Genomic DNA, 19,303 nt, shown 5'->3' on the forward strand with positions numbered 1-19,303 from the left:
AGCAGCTACGAGCTGCCCATACTGAGCACTTTCTTCGCCAACGCAATCATCTCCGGGTCGCCGGTGTTCTTAGTGGGCACATCGGACAGCTTCACCACTGGCAGCCAGCCTTGCCCTTCGGGGCGGGCCTCGACCATTTTGATCACCATGTTCATGGGCGCCACGCCAATATCGTTGGTGAAGTTGGTTCCAATCCCAAAGGCCATGCCAATTCGCCCTTGGCAGAAGGCACGGATGCGCTCCACTTTTTCAGGCGTGAGGGCATCGGAGAAGATGATGGTTTTGCTCAGCGGGTTAATGCCCAGGCGCTGGTAGTGGGCAATGGTGGCATCGGCAAATTCAATCGGGTCGCCGCTATCGTGGCGCACGCCATCGAACAGCTTGGCGAACTTCTTATCGAAGCTCTCGAAAAAGGCGCGGGTAGTAAAGGTATCGGTCAGCGCGATACCCAAATCTCCCCGGTACACGTCCACCCAGTGCTCCAGCGCCAAACTGTTGGCCATTTTGAAACCAAAGCGAGCGCCGTGGAACATAAACCACTCGTGGGCGTGGGTGCCGATGGGCTTCACCCCGTGTCGCATGGCCAGCAGCACGTTGCTGGTGCCGCTAAACGCCTCGCCGCCGTAGTGGCGCAGCGCTTTGACGACTCGGTCGTGCACCGCAAATGAGAAACGCCGACGGGTGCCAAACTCGGCTATCTTCAACCCGTGCTGGCGGTACAGCTCGATTTTCTCCCGCGTGCGCTGCTCGATGAGCGCTTCGTCATCCTCCGACACCCCCACGCCGCGCAGTTGGTACCAAAGCTCGCTGATCAGCGCCATCAGCGGCACTTCCCACAAAATGGTGCGGTACCACGGGCCTTCCATCACCACCGAGAGCTCGCTGCCCTGCTGCTCGATCGTCACTTCACTGGGGTCGTAACGAAAGCCCGCCAGAAAATCGAGATAGGTGGGGTCTAGGTAAGGGCAGGTGGTTTGCAGGTAGCGCTTCTCTTCATCCGACAAGCGCAGCGTCGCCATGCGATCCACTTCACCACGCAGCGCCTCACCAAAACCCTCAGGAAACGCATGCTCGCCGCGATTGATAAACGCGTAGCGGGCATGGGCATAGGGGAAGCGTTTAATCACGGCATTCTGCATCGTGATCTTGTAAAAATCGTTATCCAGAAGCGAGGTCAGCATGAGATCCCTTCACCAGCATCAACAGATCGCCAAGAGCGGCTAGCCCGCTAGATTACCAGTTGGCGACGATACCTCACAGCCTAACCCCTGTTTACTGTGGCTTACGGCCATGGAAGCCGAGCGTGCCTACCTGTTTACAACGAATTCGACACCGTCTTTCAAACCAACCTCTAACGCTGCTTTGCTCTTTTGCCCAGCTCTTGGCAACGCGATATAGTGCCGGTGCCTTTGGCTACCCGCCAAAGGCGCTTTGCTTTCCGCCTGCCGTGATGTTCGGAGAATGAGAATGAGCCAGCCCGCCCCGCTGAACCCGCTGACGCTACCGCTTCACGGCAGCCGTTTGATTGAAGCCAGCGCGGGTACAGGGAAAACCTTCACCATTGCGCTGCTGTACGTGCGCTTGGTGCTGGGCGGGCAGCACAGTGAAGACGACACCGCCTTCGTACGCCCGCTCACCCCGCCGGAAATTTTGGTGGTCACGTTTACCAACGCCGCCACGCAAGAATTACGCGAACGTATCCGCCATCGGCTGGTGGAAGCAGCGGCGGTGTTTAGGAAAGCACCAAACACGAAGGAAGCAGGCCACGGAGAGGGTCTTTTTCCAGGGATGGAAAAAGTAGCGCCCAAGGATGGGTTCACAGCGCCCTCGGAGTGGCCTGCTTCCGAGTCTGCTGACGACCCTTTACTTGTCCAACTACGCAGCCAATACCCCGAGGCCACTTGGCCCGCCTGCGCCCGCCGCTTAGAGCTGGCCGCTGAGTGGATGGACGAAGCCGCCGTTTCCACCATCCATAGCTGGTGCTACCGCATGTTGCGGGAGCACGCCTTCGATAGCGGCAGCCTGTTCTCGCTCAATTTGGAAAACGACCAGCAAGAGCTGGAGCAAGAGGTAGTGCGCGACTACTGGCGCACCTTCTACTACCCGCTGGACGCCGAGGCCCTGGGCAGCATCACCGGCTACTGGAAATCCCCCGATCAACTACACCAAGACGTGCGCAAACTGCTTCACGAAAGCGACGCGCTGGGCGCCCCACGCCCCGAACCCAAGCAGACCCTAAGCGCCGCCCAAGCCGAGCGCAGCGCACGCCTAGCCGAGCTAAAAGCCCCCTGGCCCGCATGGCTAGACGACCTAGTTCCCGCACTGGAAGACGCCGCCAAACGCAAAGCCTTCAAAGGCCAAAGCTTCAACGCCAAAAGCCGCGCCAACTGGCTAGGCGCACTACGGGAGTGGTGCGACAGCGACGCTACCCGCCCCGCGCTCACCAATGCCGCCTGGAAACGCCTCACCCCAGACGGCATGGCCGAGATATGGAAAGAGGGCGTGCCCCCTTGCCCCGCCGCCTGGGAAGCACTGGCCGAGCTGCCCGCTGCGCTAAACACCCTGCCCGAGCCACGCAACGACCTGCTGATTCACGCCGTGCAATGGTGCAAAGTGCGCCTGGAGCGGGAGCAAGAGCGCCGCGCCGAAATGGGCCCCAACGACCTGCTCACCCACCTGGACCGCGCCTTGCAAGGCCCCAACAAAGAGGCGCTAGCCGCGCAGATACTGCGCCAGTTCCCCGTGGCGCTGATCGACGAGTTCCAGGACACCGACCCCATCCAGTACCGCATTTTCAACGCGGTGTATGAGGTCGCCAAGCCCCGCCGAGACGCCGCCATGCTGCTGATCGGTGACCCCAAGCAGGCCATTTACGCCTTTCGCGGCGCGGATATCTTCACCTACTTAAAAGCTCGCGAAGACACCGCAGGTCGCCACGTGACGCTGGGCACCAACTTCCGTTCCAGCCGCGCCATGGTCGAGGCGGTGAACCACTGCTTCCGCTACGCCGACCAGCACCCGGCCGGAGCGTTCCTGTTCCGCGAAGAAGGCGGCAATAACCCGCTACCGTTTCTGCCGGTAGACGCCAAAGGCCGAAGTGAACAGCTCATTCACCAAGGCCAGCCGCTGCCCGCCATGACGCTCTGGCCGCTGGAAGCCGACGAGCCGCTCTCCAAAACCGCCTACCAAACCGAAATGGCCGAACGCTGCGCCTCGTACATGGCGGAACTGCTCAACGCAGGCCAAAAAGGCGAGAGCGGCTTTCAAACCGACGACACGCTCACCCCGCTCAAGCCCTCGGATATGGCGGTGCTGGTGAACGGCCTGCAGGAAGCCCGCGCCATTCGCCTAGCGCTGGCCAGTCGTGGGGTGAAGAGCGTGTATCTTTCTGATCACGATAAGGTGTTTAGCTCGCCCATGGCCGCCCAGGTAGAGCGCTGGCTGCGCGCCTGCGCCGAGCCGCTGGCTAGCTCCCGCCAGGCCGAAGCGCACCTGCGCGCCGCGCTGGCCACGCCGGTGCTGGGGCTAAGCTTGGCGGAGCTGGACCACCTGCAGCAAAACGAGCTGGCCTGGGAAGCGCGAGTCGAGCAGTTCAGCCGCTACCACCGCCTATGGCAGCGCCAGGGGGTACTGCCGCTGGTGCGACGCATGATGGTGGATTTTGATATTCCCTCCCGCCTGCTGGCGGAGTTTGAAGAGGGTGAGCGCTTGCTCACCGACCTGCTGCACCTGGGCGAACTGCTGCAGCAGGCCAGCGCCGAACTGGACGGCGAACACGCGCTGATTCGCTTTCTGTTTGACGCCATTGCCGACCCGGAAAGCCACGGCGACAGCCACAAACTGCGCCTGGAGAGCGACGCGGATTTGGTCAAAGTGGTCACCATCCACAAATCCAAAGGCCTGGAGTACCCGCTGGTGTTCCTGCCCTTCATCGCCAACCACCGCCCGGTCAAAGCCGAGGACGTACCGCTGCGCTGGCACGACGGCGAAGGCAACCTACAGCTCAGCTTAGAAGCGGATGACACGATACTCGCCATCGCCGACCGCGAACGGCTGGGGGAAGACCTGCGCAAACTCTACGTCGCGCTTACCCGCGCCCGCCACGCCACCTGGCTGGGGCTGGCCCCGCTGAAAGGCCTGGAGAACAGCGCGCTGGGCTACCTGCTAAAAGGCGGCAATGCCCTGTCACCGGAGGCGCTCAATAACGCGCTTGGTAAGCTGGTGGAAGGCAGCGAGATACAGGTTCACCAACCGCCCGCGCCCACCACAGAGCGCGTGGCACAAGTGGCGCAAAGCAGTGAGCTGGGCCACGCCCGCACGCCCACGCGCCCCGCCAAAGAGCACTGGTGGATTGCCAGTTACTCCGCGCTGCGGCTTTCCGGCACGCTCACCGCCCCGGTACTGCCACCGCTGGAGCCCACCACCGCCCAGGAAGCCACCGCGTTTGAAGTGCTGGATGAACCTCGGGATCTATCTCAACCGGAAGCATATCACCTGCACAAATTCCCCCGTGGCCCCGGCCCCGGCACCTTCCTGCACGGGCTGCTGGAGTGGGCGGGCAAGCAAGGCTTCGACACCGCCGCCAACGATATGGACGCCCTTAACGACATGCTGTGGCGGCGGGTGCAGCTACGTGGCTGGCAAGCATGGCAAGAACCGCTGGCAGGCTGGCTAAGCGCCCTGCTCACCACACCGCTACCGCTGGCCGCGCCTACCCCGCAAAGCGTGGCGCTGAATGAACTAGAAAGCTACCAAGTAGAGCTGGAGTTCTGGTTTGCCGCCAAGCGGGTGAACACCCAAGCCATCGACGCGCTGGTAAGCAAGCACTTACTGCCAGGCATCGAGCGCCCAGCATTGGATGCCGACACCCTCAACGGCATGCTGAAAGGCTTCATTGACTTGGCCTTCGAGCACCAGGGGCGCTTTTACGTGCTGGACTGGAAATCGAACTACCTGGGCCCCAACGACAGCGCCTACGAACCCGAGGCCCTGCGCCACGCGCTGCTGGCCAAACGCTACGACCTGCAGGCTGCGCTCTACCTGCTCGCCATGCACCGGCTGTTAAAAGCGCGCCTGCCGGATTACGACCCGCACCAGCATTTGGGCGGTTCGATGACGGTATTCCTGCGCGGCAGCCGCAGCCCTGGGCGCGGGGTGGTGGGCGAACCCGCCCCGGTTGCCCTCATCGAAGCCCTGGATAGCCTGTTTGCAGGCGAGCCACACGCCACCCAGCAGGAGGCCACGGCATGAGCCGCCAGCACGACACCCACACCTTCGATATGTTCGGCGAAGCCGCCAGCGCCCACCCGGCACTCAGCAGCACCCCGGAATTGCTGGCCCTGTGCGAACGCTGGGTAGCGCGAGGCTGGCTGCGGGATTTAGACCGCGCCCTGGTGCGCTTTCTCGCCAGTGAAGCCCCAGACGCCCCCACGCTGCTACTACTGGCGGCAGCGCTGGCCAGCCACCAGCTAGGCCGCGGCCACGTATGCCTGGATATCAACGCCACGCTCAACGCGCCGGATTTCGCCCTGTCGCTACCGCCCGAAGGCGACGACCTCACCGACCCGCCGCCGCTGCCCAGCGACGTGCTGGCCACGCTCACGCTCAGCGAATGGCAAGCCGCCCTGCACCACCCGCTGCTCACCAGCGAAGGCCCCGGCAACACGCCGCTGGTAGTAGTAACCACTCACTCAGCCAGCGGCACCCCCAGCACACGGCTCTACCTGCGCCGCTACTGGCAGTACGAACAAAGCCTGCACCAACACATCGCCGCCCGCCTGGAAACGACGAATGACGCCAGCGACTCGGGCTTACTCCCCCAAGCGCTCAACATCCTCTTTAAACAAAGCAACGGCCTAGACTGGCAAAAAACCGCCTGCGCCCTGGCCGCCCGCAGCCGTTTCGGCATCATTACCGGCGGCCCCGGCACCGGTAAAACCACCACCGTGGTACGCCTGCTCGCCCTGCTGCAAACCCTGCAACTGGCCCAGCACCCCAGCCAGCCGCTGCGCATCCGCCTAGCCGCCCCCACCGGCAAAGCCGCCGCCCGCTTGAACGAATCCATCGCCGGACAGGTGAATGCGTTACCGCTCGCTGAATTGGCAACGCTACTCAGTGAACACTCACCTGCGCCGGCAACCAGCGAGATCGCGATTCCTACGGAAGTGACCACCCTCCACCGCCTACTCGGCGCACGCCCCGACACTCGCCACTTCCGCCACAGCGCCGCCAACCCGCTGGCGCTGGACGTGCTGGTGATCGACGAAGCCTCGATGGTGGATATTGAAATGATGGCCGCGACCCTCAGCGCCCTACCCGCCCACGCCCAGTGCATTCTGCTGGGGGATAAAGACCAGCTCGCCTCGGTAGAGGCAGGCTCGGTACTCGGCGACCTATGCCGCCGCGCCGACGCCGCCCACTACACCCCGGCCACCGCCGAATGGCTGGCCCAAGCCACCGGCCAGCCGCTGCCAGCCGAGTTCATCGACCCCGCAGGCCAACCGCTCGACCAAGCCATTACCATGCTGCGGGTTAGCCACCGCTTCAATGAACACAGCGGCATCGGCCAGCTCGCCAAAGCCATTAACCAGCCGGGCCATGCGCAAAGCGAACGGGAAAAACAGCAGGCGGTCACAGCCGTGCTGCGCCACGGCTACCCGGATATTCACCACCTAGTGATGAGTGACGACGCCGCGCTAGATAAGCTGGTGATTCACGGCAGCCCCAGCGGTTTTGCAGGCAACGGCGAAGGCCGCACCGACCACCAAAGCCAGCCCATCGCCCCGCCCACCGGCTACCGCCACTATTTAAACGTGCTGCACGCACAGCGCCCACGGGGGGAGTCGTTCGAGGAGAACACAACTGCCTACAACGCCTGGGCCAGTGAGGTGCTCAGCGCCTACAGCCACTTCCAACTGCTGTGCGCGCTGCGCAAAGGCCCCTGGGGGGTAGAAGGGTTAAACCAGCGCATCGCCAGCACATTGCGCCGCGAAAAGCTGCTGTACGGCAGCGACGTCACGCTGGAGAAAGGCTGGTATGAGGGCCGCCCGGTACTGGTCACCCAAAACGACTACGGCCTGAAACTAATGAACGGCGATATCGGTATTACCCTGGCCGTGCCCGACCCGCGCAACCCTCAGCAAATGCTATTAAGAGTCGCCTTCCCCAGCAGCGACAAGGAAAAGCCTATCCGCTGGGTGCTGCCCTCCCGCCTGCACGCGGTAGAAACCGTGTTTGCGATGACGGTTCACAAATCCCAAGGCTCGGAGTTTTTGCACACCGCCCTACTGCTGCCGCCCACACTAAACCCCATTCTGACCCGCGAGCTGGTGTACACCGGCATCACCCGCGCCCGCGAATGGCTTACGGTGGCGGAAGCCAAACGCGGGGTGTTGAATGAGGCGGTGACTCGAGAGGTTATGAGAGTTAGTGGAGTGAAGAGGTAAATACCGCTTAATAAAAACACTACCTAGAAAGCAAGACAAAAATAAAGAAAGAAATCCAAGAACAAGCTATCAAAACACCTGATAGAGTAGAGCGAATATACTCTGCATTTGTACCATTTGGGATTTTTCTTACAATCTTTGCTAGCAAAGACCAACTAGGCTGAGGAGTCATTTTAAGAATTATGCCTTCAGCTATAGTCATTGCTACCGCTGCGGCTAGAACACTTAAAAAAACAGCTAACCATAAGAAAAAATCATGCTCTGAATTTTAAAAATAAACACTTGAAATAGTTAGCATCCCACCTACTGTAAGCATTAAAAATTTTACCACAAACTTCAAGTAATCAATTTTCATTTTCTTACTTTCAATTGTTTCATATTGCATAAAACCACCTCATAAAAAATACTGTTCTTTAAAACTAAAATCACTATAAATAAAATCATACAACAAAAATATTAAAATTAAATAAACCATCGATTTTTTTAAAGATCATTCCCCATCTACCATAAACGTCCAGACCGATTATCACACGCGACCTGGTCGACATCACCCGCGCCCGCGAATGGCTCATGCTGATCGAAACCAAATACGAGATTTTGAAGAATGCGGTGATGAGGGAGGTTATGAGGGTTAGTGGGATAGGGCAACTTTTCTAAGGAAGGTCTGAATAATTGCCGATATTCATCAACGCTCACTTGAGCCGACAAAAAATCGAAAACTCAGACACTCTTCTCCTGTTCTTTGTGTATTTTTGCCCCTTTCCCGCTCATTGAGCGGAAAACGGGCGCAATCGCCCTATTCCCATAGGTATTTCTCACTGATCAGCAGGTTGCTGAACGCCGCCAGCCAGTGCAGGCGCTGAGTGTTTTTGGCCAGTCCACGATAGCGAGCCTTGCCATAACCAAAAACGTGTTTGATGTACCGAAAGGGGTGCTCCACCTTGGCACGGATACTGGCTTTGATTTTTTCGACTTTCTGTCGCCTGGCATCTAGCTTCTGGCGGGTGCCAGGCCGTTTGGCAATATACCAAGAGACATCGTTGCGGTGCTTGTGCTCGTCTCGCTTTTGAATACCCAGGTAACCGGCATCACCGAAGACACGTTGCTCTTCACCGTGAAGGAGCTTATCGGCAAGCACAATGTCATGGACATTGGCAGCCGTGGTCTCGATGCTGTGAATTAGCCCAAGCTTATCGTCGACACCGATGTGCATTTTCATGCCAAAGTGCCAAGAGCTACCTTTTTTAGTCTGGTGCATTTCCGAATCCCGCTCGCCTTTTTTGTTTTTGGTGGAACTAGGCGCAGAGATGATCGTGGCATCGACAATGCTCCCTTCGCGCAGCATCAGGCCATTTTTCGCCAGGTACTTGTTCACCTCCTGGAATAACACCTTGCCAAGGCCGTGGCGTTCCAGAAAATGGCGAAATTTGAGAATCGTGGTTTCGTCCGGCAATCGGTCCAGTTTCAAACCGGCAAATTGGCGCATGGACTCGATCTCGTAGAGGGCGTCTTCCATGGCTGGATCGCTCAGGTTGTAAAACAACTGCATGCAATGGACTCGGAGCATGGCAGACAACGGATAAGGAGGCCGCCCGCTCTCGCCCTTAGGGTAATAACGGGCTACCTTCTTCTCCAGCTGCGTCCAGGGGATCAGCTTGTCCATCCGCTCCAGAAAGAGTTCGCGGCGGGTCTTTCGCTTCTTGTTCTGGTACTCGGCTTCGGAGAAGGTGATTTGATCCATGGCCGCACTGAATCCTATGCAGTTGACGATAGCCGTATTATCGCTGATGGCAGTGACTTTTTCAGAGCTTCCCTAACAAAGAAAACAGCTGAAGAGAAGATATCGATGGTTTAACTATGTTCTACTATTACTTATAAACTTAAAAAATTACACTAACACAGTGCATATTAATAAATATTAAATATTGAAAAAATAAAACAAACATTTATAATCTCGAACACCCAGATACAAACATATTATATTTATTTAAAAAAAATCAATCATCAACCAACGGATTAGATTAAGTTTCTTCAAAAAGATTGTATGTCAAAGAGCGTTCTTTTATTTTATAAAGCAATTCAATCTGTTCAAGAAAAACATTCTGACCACCATAGCTTGGATGCCTTACTTTTACGTATTCACACTTATCGCTATATCGGCGAGCAGTTTTCTCAGCATCATTACCAATAGCAATAAGTCTTTTAGGTTTTAAAATTCCAATTAGATCATCAAGCAATTCCTCGCCCACTTTCCTTTCTGCAGCATTATGAGGTCTGTTACTAAAAGGCTTACCAGACTCAAATGGGTGAAACGGGAAAACGTTCCATAAAAAAACTGGCGCTGAAATATGGGCCAGTGCACTCCAAATTACAGCCGCTGTTCTCTCTGGAACAGCATTGCCTTTATTGATTTTTTCACATGCAATACCCCAGCGATTAGCATGATGTATCAAATGAATATCATCAGTTAAGGCTAATCCTGTACGTCGTCCCCCACGATATCCCAAATCCCGACCTATCCATATCGAATCAATTTCAACTTCACTTGCTGCGCAAAGCATTTTTTTCAATAGAACACGGCGCTTCTTAGGCGCATCAGCATAATCATAAACTTCACAACGATCAGAATAAGGATTAAAAACATTTTCAAAATGAAAATCACTTATTTTCTGAATGAATTTATCAGCCCTCATTCTCTTCTCCAATAGCTCTATACTTTAATGTTCTTTTTTCTCTATCGCCGATAACAATTCCACCATTATTATCTTTGACCTTCCTAAAGACTGAATATCCCTGAAGAATAGCATCTTCCCATAATTTAAGAGGGCATTCTTCCACCTCATAACCTTGAATAAATTTCTGAATTGTTTTTAAGACGTCAAAAGATACTCCATCATGACCATCAAAATAATTAAGACCTTTAGAATAAGAATAAATCCACGCAGTCAGCCCCTCCTCTACAACGATTGCTCTCCCACTATCTTGAGCTTCGTCGTAGAAAGGATCACTTTTCCGCTTATGCTTTATTAATGCCCTGAATGTTGGAGACCAGTGTAAAATTGCAGCATAAGCAAAATGAAACACATCGTGAAATCTATATCCGTCTGGGTTTTTAATATTATCAGTTAAAGGGGAACCAATAAAAACACCATTCCACCTCATATATGATTGTCCGCTTTTTCGCTCAGAAATATAAATTTCAAAATATCGAGGAAGCTGTTCTTCTTCTGGAAAAAACACATCAAAATCTGGTAAGTTTTCTATTACTGGTTTTGAAAATCTGCCGAATGTTTTTTTGACGTTTCCTTTTATAACCTTTGCAAATGAAAGCTTTGTTGTCTGTAACGCTTGAACATAGACACGTGCAAATGCAACTAATGTCTTTCTTCCATCATCCGAATTCACATCGACTTTTAAAAGCTGCGCAGCAATGTATCCTAGTTCCAACAAAGAGGCATCGAGACTCTCTGCATTCTCAGCAAATATAAGTTGAGAAATGGGTGCATGCTCTTGATCATTTGCCGATATTAATTTACTTAAACTTCTAATAGTTGCTTCGTCAAATACCTCTGATATATTTAAAGACACACGACGACATAAGGCTGTAAAATACCATAGCGCATCACCGAACTCTTCTTCAACAGCCTCTTTATAACCAATGTAAGCCTGCTTTTCTCTATGGTATTTCTTTGACGCTGACATAATGCTACCAACTTCACCATAAAGTCCTAGAAGGATCGGCGTTATAACATCTTCTTCAAACCGGTCGGTTTCTTTTATTAAACGCTCATATTCGCACAGAGGAATAGAACCGCTCATGATTTCAAAATCTTTTGGGCTTAACCTTTCCATAAAACAATATCTCCTTTGACTTAATCATATACAATTAGTTTTTTATATTTTTCAAGCCTTTTAATACTATATGTACGCACTCATCTATAAAAGGAGAGGTCATCAACTTCTTGTATTCATTTTCATCCAACCCACACAATGATGCCAAACTAGATAATTGCGTATTCTGTAAAACTTTTAAAATTTCATAATATTTGGCATCAAAACCTTGTTCGCTGGCTATTTTTTGTAATTCATCATAACCTGCGTTATGAGCAACCTGCCATTTTAAGGTTAATGAATCGGGGGTTTTTTTATCAATAATAGCTTCACAAACATCCTTAACAATTCCACCGAATGCGCCCAATAAAAAAATGGGTTTGTTTTCTTCTAAAGCAATGATTATTTCTTCTAACACTCCCGGCATCTTGCCTTTATAGCCAGAAACTCTACCACCAGCACAGATCCTTGCAGTGGAATTAAGAATAGAAGACCTTCGCATCTCAGTTAGACACCTAGACCATATGTATAGATTCTGAGGCGTATCTGGAGGTAGAAAAGTATTCTCGCTTACCTCTCCGGCCAAATCACTAGGTATTGGATGCTCTTTAGTACTCATTACATCATTATATCTTGCTCTCCAAGCTACAACTTCTGTATTAGAAATATACAAAGGCCAAGCCAAGTGGTTTTCTACATGAATAGAGGGTTCTGTAAGTCTCTCATTTAATATCCGTGCCTCATCTAATATAAACTCTGTAAACCCACCCGGCCTCAAATCCCCACCATAAATAAGAATCGCCGATCGAGCTAATAAGTGCCTTGCAATGTCTTGCGAGAGATTTACTAAACAATCTTGATGAATGTTTTCACTAGAAGAATAAGATGTAGTAAAATCTGAAATTGATAGACCAACTCTTTTTTGATAAAAACAATTTTGATCTTCCTTATTCCAAAGAGGAGTAAATGCTTCTATCCCTATAAACTCATGCCAATCAGCTTCTTCAGAATAAATAGGAGGCTCAGGATAACAAATCATCTTCTTATTTTCTTTTTTTAATTTTATGACCTGCCTAATTTCTGGCGGTCTTGCCACTAGAGCACAGTCACTGTTAATCCATCTTGCACGTTTATAAGATTCTAGGCATTTCATCGAATATTCAAAACGAATTGCCTCTATGATAGTAGCAGCAAGTATTCTTAAAATATCTTTATCGGTAATGTCACCAGAAGATGCTAAATGAACACATGGTACATTTGATGCTGCTGGAAAAATACGGTCTTCATAATCCTCAAGGCAGTTGACTACTATCACTGGGCGATTATACTCTTTAGCCAACAATATCTCACGTTGACACCAGTACCTAGAAGAATAAGCATCACTTTCGAGCGCAACTAATGTTGACTTTTTTATATGTTCAATAATCTCATTATCAAATCCATAGCCAGGAGATATTTCATTAGCATCGAAAAATCTATTCATATTTGTATTATCGATAAACTGTTTGATTCTCTCAGAATAAATACGTCCTGTATCGCCAGCTTTTGCATGACTTAAAAATATAGAGATAGATGAACTTTTACCCTCCTTATTTGGGTTAAGCGTACACAGTCCAAAACGATAAATTTCGTGAGATAAAAAAACCGTAGCATAAAGGCCTATATCAACTTGAGCCCATTCATACATACGAATACAGTTTAGACCAAATAGCGCGCCATTATGAGCTAACCCATTTCTGTCTACAGCCACAGGAATAATATGAAAAGAATCACCTGCTGGAATTGATTCAATATACTTTTTCCATTTTTCATTACCCAATGTATTTACACTTGTAAAAACAAAAATAATGTTCTTTAAAGCTAATTTTTTTGGTTTATTCTTAGGTGGAATCACAGGGCTTGATGAATTAAAAAAAAATAAAGGAATGTTTAAGCCACGGGAAAAGGGTCTATTTTTGTCACGTGCCAAACTAACTCTAAGAACTTCTATTATCGGCAATACATATTCTTGATCTGAAAGATTCCAAACAAAACTTACAGCCAAAGGTGACATATACGATTCTTTCATTTACCTACCTTCCAATTAGTATATTTTACCCAATTTCTGATTAACCCTTTTTTGGGAATCAATAAACTGACAAGGATCTGATACCACACTATTCAAATCATTAAAATAATGCTCATAGACTCTCTCTATCAACTTTCTTCCTTCATTGGATTGTGAAATTTCTGTCTTTTTAAAACCAACTCCAGATTTATAATTGATAGAAGCCAAGTTTACTGGTATGGCTTGTGAACCAAAATAGAAAAAAAAATTTGAAATTAAAACCTTATCAGAAGTACCCGTATCTCTTTCTAAATTCTCTATATTGAGGCTCCCATCTGGATTACTATGATGGGAATCTTCTTGAACCCACTTACCTTCAATATCTTGATGGTAAATATTATCACCAAGCATCATTACATTACTGCCATTGCGACAAGGCTTTTTTAATAAAAAACGTTCATCTTCCCAGTACTCCTGAAAACTAATTTTTTCAGTAACCTTCATCAGAAGAATACATTTTTTGTGAACAGAGCCTAGCCTTTTGCCAGCCACTCCTAAAATCCAATCGCCAACACATGCTGACCTCCTGATGCCTGGCTTACATGTGGCAAGTGTACATATACCATGGAAAGGGTTAGGTGCAAAACCAAAGTCTCTTGCTATGACATATGTAAACAGACGGGAATTTGGTTCTATTAACATACTATGTGCCGTCCATCAGTTTTAGGAGATGGTGTACCATCTGGGTTCTGAAATTGACTTTCACCCTCAAGAGCACTTATCACTGTAGCTGATCTCCAGCCTACGATTGAGGTTGCATATTTCTTAAGGTTCTCAGGTAGCTCGACTTTATTTTTCAAGCCACTCTCATAAACTCCAATTATAGGTTTACCGAGCTTATGTGCTGCTTGTATTTCCCAGTTCACCCATTTTCTTTGATGTGTTTCTTTGCCAATAATGACTATAACTTGGCTCGCCCACCGCATCTTCATTCTCAAAAGTCTTTCAATTGTTCTATTACTAATCTTATCTTTATCAATACGCTCTTGATTTTCTGGTTTTACACGAATTGAGCTATTCCTTATTTTATATTCTTTTCCAGATAGCATTTTAGTTAAACCATCGACGCTTGAATCATCTTTGTGATGGTGGCTCACAAATACATTCTTAATTTTTTTAGTCACGCCAGCCCCCTTCTAACCGAATGCTCATATTAATCTTAAAAAGTTATAACTTACACTTTACATATCTTTCCATTCTATATGTTCATTTTTACTTGAAACCCAATGGTCATATGTTGCATAAGTTGAATTATTTTTAAATATAAATAAAACATCTCGTCCTGATTTGCTTTTTTGTTTAACACTATACGGATATAGCCCAAGATATTCTTGTCCTTTAAAATCATTATCATACGATTTTTTTACAACAGGAGTTATAGCAACTTTCCCCTTAAAACCGTCAAAAAAACCACACTCCCAAGGCATCCATTTTGAATGGAAAGAATTTTCAGTAGTAATATAAAATAAAGAATCACACGATTTCATTCTGTTTTTTAGTGCTTCTGCTGTATTTCTATTTACTCTTTCTCGATCTAAAAAGGGGTCTTCTATCCAATCCACATAAACAGAATATTGCAAATCTTCCAAAATTCCTTTAATACCTAAAATAATGTCAGCATCATTTAGGCTATGAGATAAAAAAATATTATAATTTTTATTTTCATCAAATGACTCTAGAGATTCCGTTAAAATCTCACTTTCACTTTTAAAAAAATATTTTGATTTTTCTTCTTGAGCTCTTTTTTTAACATTTGCTTCTTCGAATAACATAACCACCCCCTAAAAATTAAAAAAACCTCTCGTAAAAACCATACACTTTCTTTAAAATTTTCTTCTCATATAACCGAGCAGAAATATGACCAAAAGAGTGGACGCACTAAAGTAAAACGCTCCATGCATATACTATTTAATGAATGAAAAATATGCTTATATCGCGCCAATAAAAAATTAATGCCGTTTTGTTTAGACGCACTAGCGGATTTTCAGTGGCATTTTTAAGTAACATCCGTTGTCAATAATTTGCAAGATTTTACGATGGGACTGAAGCCCGATGCGAGAGCCATTCCCATTTTAGTTGTTTGTTATGGCGATTTTTTGCCCTAACTATTTCAGACTAGCAGCTAATTTCGCTGAAGCCCATGTTTGATTCATTAAACTTTAGGCTACGGCTATGGCCTAAGTCATGCTCATACCTCATTACCGCCCTACTCCTTCCTAAGCTACTCCAGAACAGTACGGCTAGGATCTGTAATATTTTGAGTATCATGCATTGCAGGAAGGCATCACGAAAACGCCTCGCAGTAGCGAGGCGATGAAGGCAATGAGTTTATTGGGCGGTTATGCTAAGCGAATGCAGTTTCCTGAAAGCTATCGCGTGCAGTCACACCAGTATGCCATGCCTGAAGCCGCGGATACTCTTCTTTCCAATTCACCTCTGGCAGCCTGAATGCCAAATAATCCAGCGCGACCGCAATAGCGATTTCACCCAGGTTAATAGAGGCCTGCTGTTTGTCGCCAAGCTCGCTGTTCAGTTGATTCAACAGCCGCTGAATGGCTCGCGAGCGCCGCTGGCCCAGCTCGCTATTGTCAATCTCGTTGCCGTAATGCTTTCTGGCAATCACGGTGGTGAACGCGGCGTCCATCAGGTTTTGGCCCAGCCCCGCTAGGTGTAGCACATTCCCCAAACTGGCTGCTGGCAGCATGGGCGGGTTGGGGCTTACGCTATCCAGGTACACGGCAATCAGCATGGATTCACTAAGCGTGGTGCCCTCCTCCGTTACCAGTGCGGGAATGCGCCCGGCGGGGTTGGCCTTTAACAGCTCGGCATCGTCTGCCCAGGGGTCGCACCACTTCAGCGTCACGGCATCCATCAAGCCTTTTTCTAGTAATACGATGCGCACTAGGCGTGCATAGGGCGAGGTTGCGTTTAGGTAGAGTTCCATTATTGCCTCCCGTGGTGTGTAGAGTGCTGGGTAGCGTGCTTTGTGATTTGTTGGGCAGAACGTTGCGTGTGGCGATGCTGTACGCCCCGGCTAAGCAGCACCAGCAAAAAGCCCGCGACGAGGATAAGGCCGCTGATGGCAAATAGTGGTGTGTAGCTGCCCCAGCTGCCATAAAGCGCCGACATGGCATAGCCTGCCACTGCCTGGGCGGCTGCAAAAGCGGCGGTGGCTTGCCCCCAGAGCTTCTTGTGGGCGGTTGGCCCTACCAGCTCTGCAAGGCGGCCAGAGGTAAGGGCGACAATGCCGGGGATCATCGCTCCCACCATGAACGAGGAAACTGACTGGCTTAGCAGTGCGAGCGAGAAGACCGGCAGCAAGACGGCGGCGGCCTTCGCCGCAAAGGCGATCATCAAGCCACCCTGCCAACCTACTCGATGCGCCAGCGTGCCTACCATGAACGGCCCACACAGGGCGCCTAACCCGAAGATTCCCCACTGCAGTGAAGCCGCTTGATTGCCTAGGGCGTTTTCCCTGGCGAGATAGTCCACCCAGAACACGGTATGGGGCACAAAGCCAATCGCATCTAGGGCATAAGCGCCCACCACCAACATCACGATTATCTTTACCCCCGCATACCCTGAAGGGCTATTCCCCTTTGGGTTAGCAGTGATCGGTGAGGCCAAGTGTGCTACACCCCAGTCGCACAAAAGGCCAGCGGCAACACACAGCAGCCCAAGCGTGCCCCAGGTGACGGAGAGGCTTAACGCTAGGAGTAGCGGTACGATAAAGGCCGAAAGCAGTGCCCCAAAGCCAATGCCGGTAAACACCATGGCACCGACACGCGTTCGCCTTTCAGGTGGCGTGGCTGCTAGCGCCAGCGAGGGGCCAACGACCATTAAGATGGCCCCGGCAACCCCCGAGACCAGCCGCCAGAAGAAGAACCATAGAAAACCACCCGCCCCGGCGCAGAGCACAAAGCTGAGCGCGATACCCGCGAAGCTTGCGGCCATCACCATGCGAGGAGAAAAGCGCTCACTCAGCGAGTGGGCGGCGAGTGCGCCGATAAAATATCCCAGCAGGTTGGCGGCCCCCAGGTAAGCGCCTTGGCTCGCGGTGAACCAACCCTCTTGAATGATCGCAGGCAATAGCGGCGTATAGGCGAAGCGTGCGATGCCAATCGCCGCCAGGGTAGCCATTATGCCTGTCATCAGCGCGGGCAGATCGTGGGTAGTGAGTGTTCGCTTCATCACGCCAATTCCTTTTTGTGCCACCCTTTGGTGGGGTCGTCAGCACGTTGGTACATCGCCAGACTACGCGCGAGGAATTATTTCTAGAAACGATTAGTTTTGATAGCTACTATCTTGTTTATAGATAACCTGACAGGGAGACGGCGCGTGCAACTTAAATCGCTGCGACTGCTCGTGGCCGTGGCCGACACCGGCAGCTTTGGTGCGGCGGCCAAGCAGCTGCACACGGTGCAATCCAATGTGACCACCCACATTAAAAAGCTCGAGGAGGAGTTAGGCGTACAGCTGATTCACCGTGCGGGGCGGGTTCGCCCTACCAGTGCCGGGTTGGCGCTGGTGGAGTACGCCGAGCGCATGCTGTCGGCCCACGATGAAGCGGTGTCGCTGTTCAAAGGCCAGGAGAAGGCGTGTGGGCGGCTGCGCATCGGCGCCATGGAGACCACGACGGCGTTGCGCCTTCCGCCGATACTAGCGGCGTACCACGCAGCGCAGCCTGACGTTGATATCCAGATCAAGACCGGGCCTACGGCTGAGTTGGTCGAGTTGTTGCTTAACGGGCAGGTGGACTGTGTTTTCGTGGCCGGTCGGCTCGAGCATGGCCGCTACCACTCGCTCAAAGCGTTTAGCGAGCAGCTTGTATTAGTCGGCTCTGCGCCGATGACGAAGATGCCCTCTTCACAAGCGCTGCTGACATCTGCCTTCTTGGCGTTTCGCCAGGGATGCAGCTACCGCCAGCGTATCGAGCTGCTGCTGGCCTCCCAGGGTGTCAATGCAGGTCGGATCTTCGAGTTTGGTTCACTGGACGCAATGCTTGGCTGCGTTGCTGCCGGAATGGGTTACACGGTGCTCCCCCGTGGCACGGTTGAAGCCCACCAGCACCGGTTCGGGATTCACACGCTGGCACTGCCCGCGTCCATCGCCAATATAGATACCTATTTTGTCGCCCCCGAACCAGAAACCTGGACACCCGCCCTGGCAAGCTTCGCTGAGACGTTGCGTGATGCGGTGGTGGAGGATGAACTTCAGTTGACTGCGTCGTGAATGGGGTAGCGACAATACGCTATAGCGTTGCTGTCCAAAACACATTCATTCAGGCAAGCCGTATTTCTTGCGAATATCCGCCACACTCGTAATGTTACCCGCTTGGCTATTTGCCATGCCCTTTTCGATGGTCTCCCGGATGTAGATCTCATGCATAAGGTCTTCCCAGGTGGCATTCACAGGAATGTTGCTCAATTAGCTTGTGCGCGTCATCTTTGCTCATCGTGGCTGACATGGTGACTACCTTTTTTAGGTACGTAGAAAATACTTTTATAGGTTACCTTGGGTTACCGTGAATGTTGCGGTTTATGCCATTTTCTGCAAATACATCGCGTGTCCTTTTAAATATTTTTGATTGCCTCCGCTATCTGCTTGAGCCTGGGCCCAGGAATCCAACTCACGGCTTAAATACTTAATACCTATAACTGCCACTATCCCAACAAATGCTACTGATGCCTACTGGCTCCTGCAGGCCTTCTTCACAAAATGGGCCGTCACCATCATGTCGCCGACGCCGTCGACCTTGCAGTCCAGTTGGTGATTCTTGCTATCCAAGAGCCGCTTGATAACCGCTTTGGTGCCCACCTTGAGTACCAATGAGCTGCCTTTGACCTTGAGGTCTTTGATCATCGTTACCTTGTCGCCTTCCGCTAACAGGGTGCCGTGGGCATCTTTTACCGTCACTGAA

The 19,303-nt window shown here is 50.9% G+C and carries 13 protein-coding genes and 1 pseudogene; 3 read left to right on the plus strand and 11 right to left on the minus strand.

Going from position 1 to position 19,303, the window contains the following annotated elements:
* Positions 1-5: 5 nt before the first annotated feature.
* Entirely contained in the window at positions 6-1,181 is a 1,176-nt protein-coding gene (gene pncB, locus AB6K10_RS17435) for a nicotinate phosphoribosyltransferase (protein ID WP_228168541.1), read from the minus strand.
* A 286-nt stretch (positions 1,182-1,467) separates the two neighbouring features.
* Between pncB and recB the strand changes: the two genes are divergently transcribed.
* Entirely contained in the window at positions 1,468-5,250 is a 3,783-nt protein-coding gene (recB, locus tag AB6K10_RS17440) for an exodeoxyribonuclease V subunit beta (RefSeq protein WP_339119446.1), read from the plus strand.
* The gene (gene recD, locus AB6K10_RS17445) at positions 5,247-7,445 is read left to right on the plus strand and encodes an exodeoxyribonuclease V subunit alpha (RefSeq protein ID WP_339119447.1); all 2,199 of its coding nucleotides are present in this window, start codon (positions 5,247-5,249) and stop codon (positions 7,443-7,445) included. Before recB ends, recD begins: the two co-directional genes overlap by 4 nt.
* A 796-nt stretch (positions 7,446-8,241) precedes the next feature.
* Here the strand turns inward: recD and AB6K10_RS17450 are convergent.
* The 9 genes from AB6K10_RS17450 to AB6K10_RS17490 form a co-directional block, all read right to left on the minus strand.
* A complete protein-coding gene (locus AB6K10_RS17450; RefSeq protein WP_339119448.1) occupies positions 8,242-9,186 on the minus strand; it encodes an IS5 family transposase in 945 nt (314 codons plus the stop codon).
* Between the two features lie 280 nt (positions 9,187-9,466).
* The gene (locus AB6K10_RS17455; protein WP_153843789.1) at positions 9,467-10,138 is read right to left on the minus strand and encodes a uracil-DNA glycosylase; all 672 of its coding nucleotides are present in this window, start codon (positions 10,136-10,138) and stop codon (positions 9,467-9,469) included.
* Positions 10,128-11,297 (minus strand): nucleoside triphosphate pyrophosphohydrolase family protein, encoded by a 1,170-nt coding sequence (locus AB6K10_RS17460; protein ID WP_196781555.1) that lies wholly within the window; start codon positions 11,295-11,297, stop codon positions 10,128-10,130. Before AB6K10_RS17460 ends, AB6K10_RS17455 begins: the two co-directional genes overlap by 11 nt.
* Before the next feature lie 34 nt (positions 11,298-11,331).
* Positions 11,332-13,344 (minus strand): TIR domain-containing protein, encoded by a 2,013-nt coding sequence (locus tag AB6K10_RS17465; protein ID WP_339119449.1) that lies wholly within the window; start codon positions 13,342-13,344, stop codon positions 11,332-11,334.
* 15 nt (positions 13,345-13,359) lie between these two features.
* On the minus strand, positions 13,360-14,025 hold the full coding sequence (locus tag AB6K10_RS17470) for a hypothetical protein (protein WP_153843791.1): 666 nt from the start codon (positions 14,023-14,025) through the stop codon (positions 13,360-13,362).
* Positions 14,019-14,507, minus strand: a complete 489-nt coding sequence (locus AB6K10_RS17475) for a TIR domain-containing protein (RefSeq protein ID WP_339119450.1) — start codon at positions 14,505-14,507, stop codon at positions 14,019-14,021. Before AB6K10_RS17475 ends, AB6K10_RS17470 begins: the two co-directional genes overlap by 7 nt.
* Before the next feature lie 57 nt (positions 14,508-14,564).
* A complete protein-coding gene (locus AB6K10_RS17480; protein WP_153843792.1) occupies positions 14,565-15,155 on the minus strand; it encodes a TIR domain-containing protein in 591 nt (196 codons plus the stop codon).
* A 572-nt stretch (positions 15,156-15,727) separates the two neighbouring features.
* Positions 15,728-16,327, minus strand: a complete 600-nt coding sequence (locus AB6K10_RS17485) for a glutathione S-transferase N-terminal domain-containing protein (RefSeq protein ID WP_153843793.1) — start codon at positions 16,325-16,327, stop codon at positions 15,728-15,730.
* Complete coding sequence (locus tag AB6K10_RS17490) at positions 16,327-17,574, minus strand: YbfB/YjiJ family MFS transporter (RefSeq protein WP_339119451.1); 1,248 nt, start codon at positions 17,572-17,574, stop codon at positions 16,327-16,329. Before AB6K10_RS17490 ends, AB6K10_RS17485 begins: the two co-directional genes overlap by 1 nt.
* A gap of 147 nt (positions 17,575-17,721) precedes the next feature.
* Here AB6K10_RS17490 and AB6K10_RS17495 point away from each other — a divergent pair, with 147 nt between their 5' ends.
* A complete protein-coding gene (locus AB6K10_RS17495; protein ID WP_044628443.1) occupies positions 17,722-18,615 on the plus strand; it encodes a LysR family transcriptional regulator in 894 nt (297 codons plus the stop codon).
* Between the two features lie 456 nt (positions 18,616-19,071).
* Here the strand turns inward: AB6K10_RS17495 and AB6K10_RS17500 are convergent.
* Positions 19,072-19,293 (minus strand): annotated as a pseudogene (locus AB6K10_RS17500) (alkylphosphonate utilization protein); the annotation flags it as partial.
* Positions 19,294-19,303: the final 10 nt, after the last annotated feature.

The sequence above is a fragment of the Halomonas sp. BMC6 genome (assembly GCF_964204995.1).
In the GTDB taxonomy this organism is placed as follows: Bacteria; Pseudomonadota; Gammaproteobacteria; order Pseudomonadales; family Halomonadaceae; genus Vreelandella.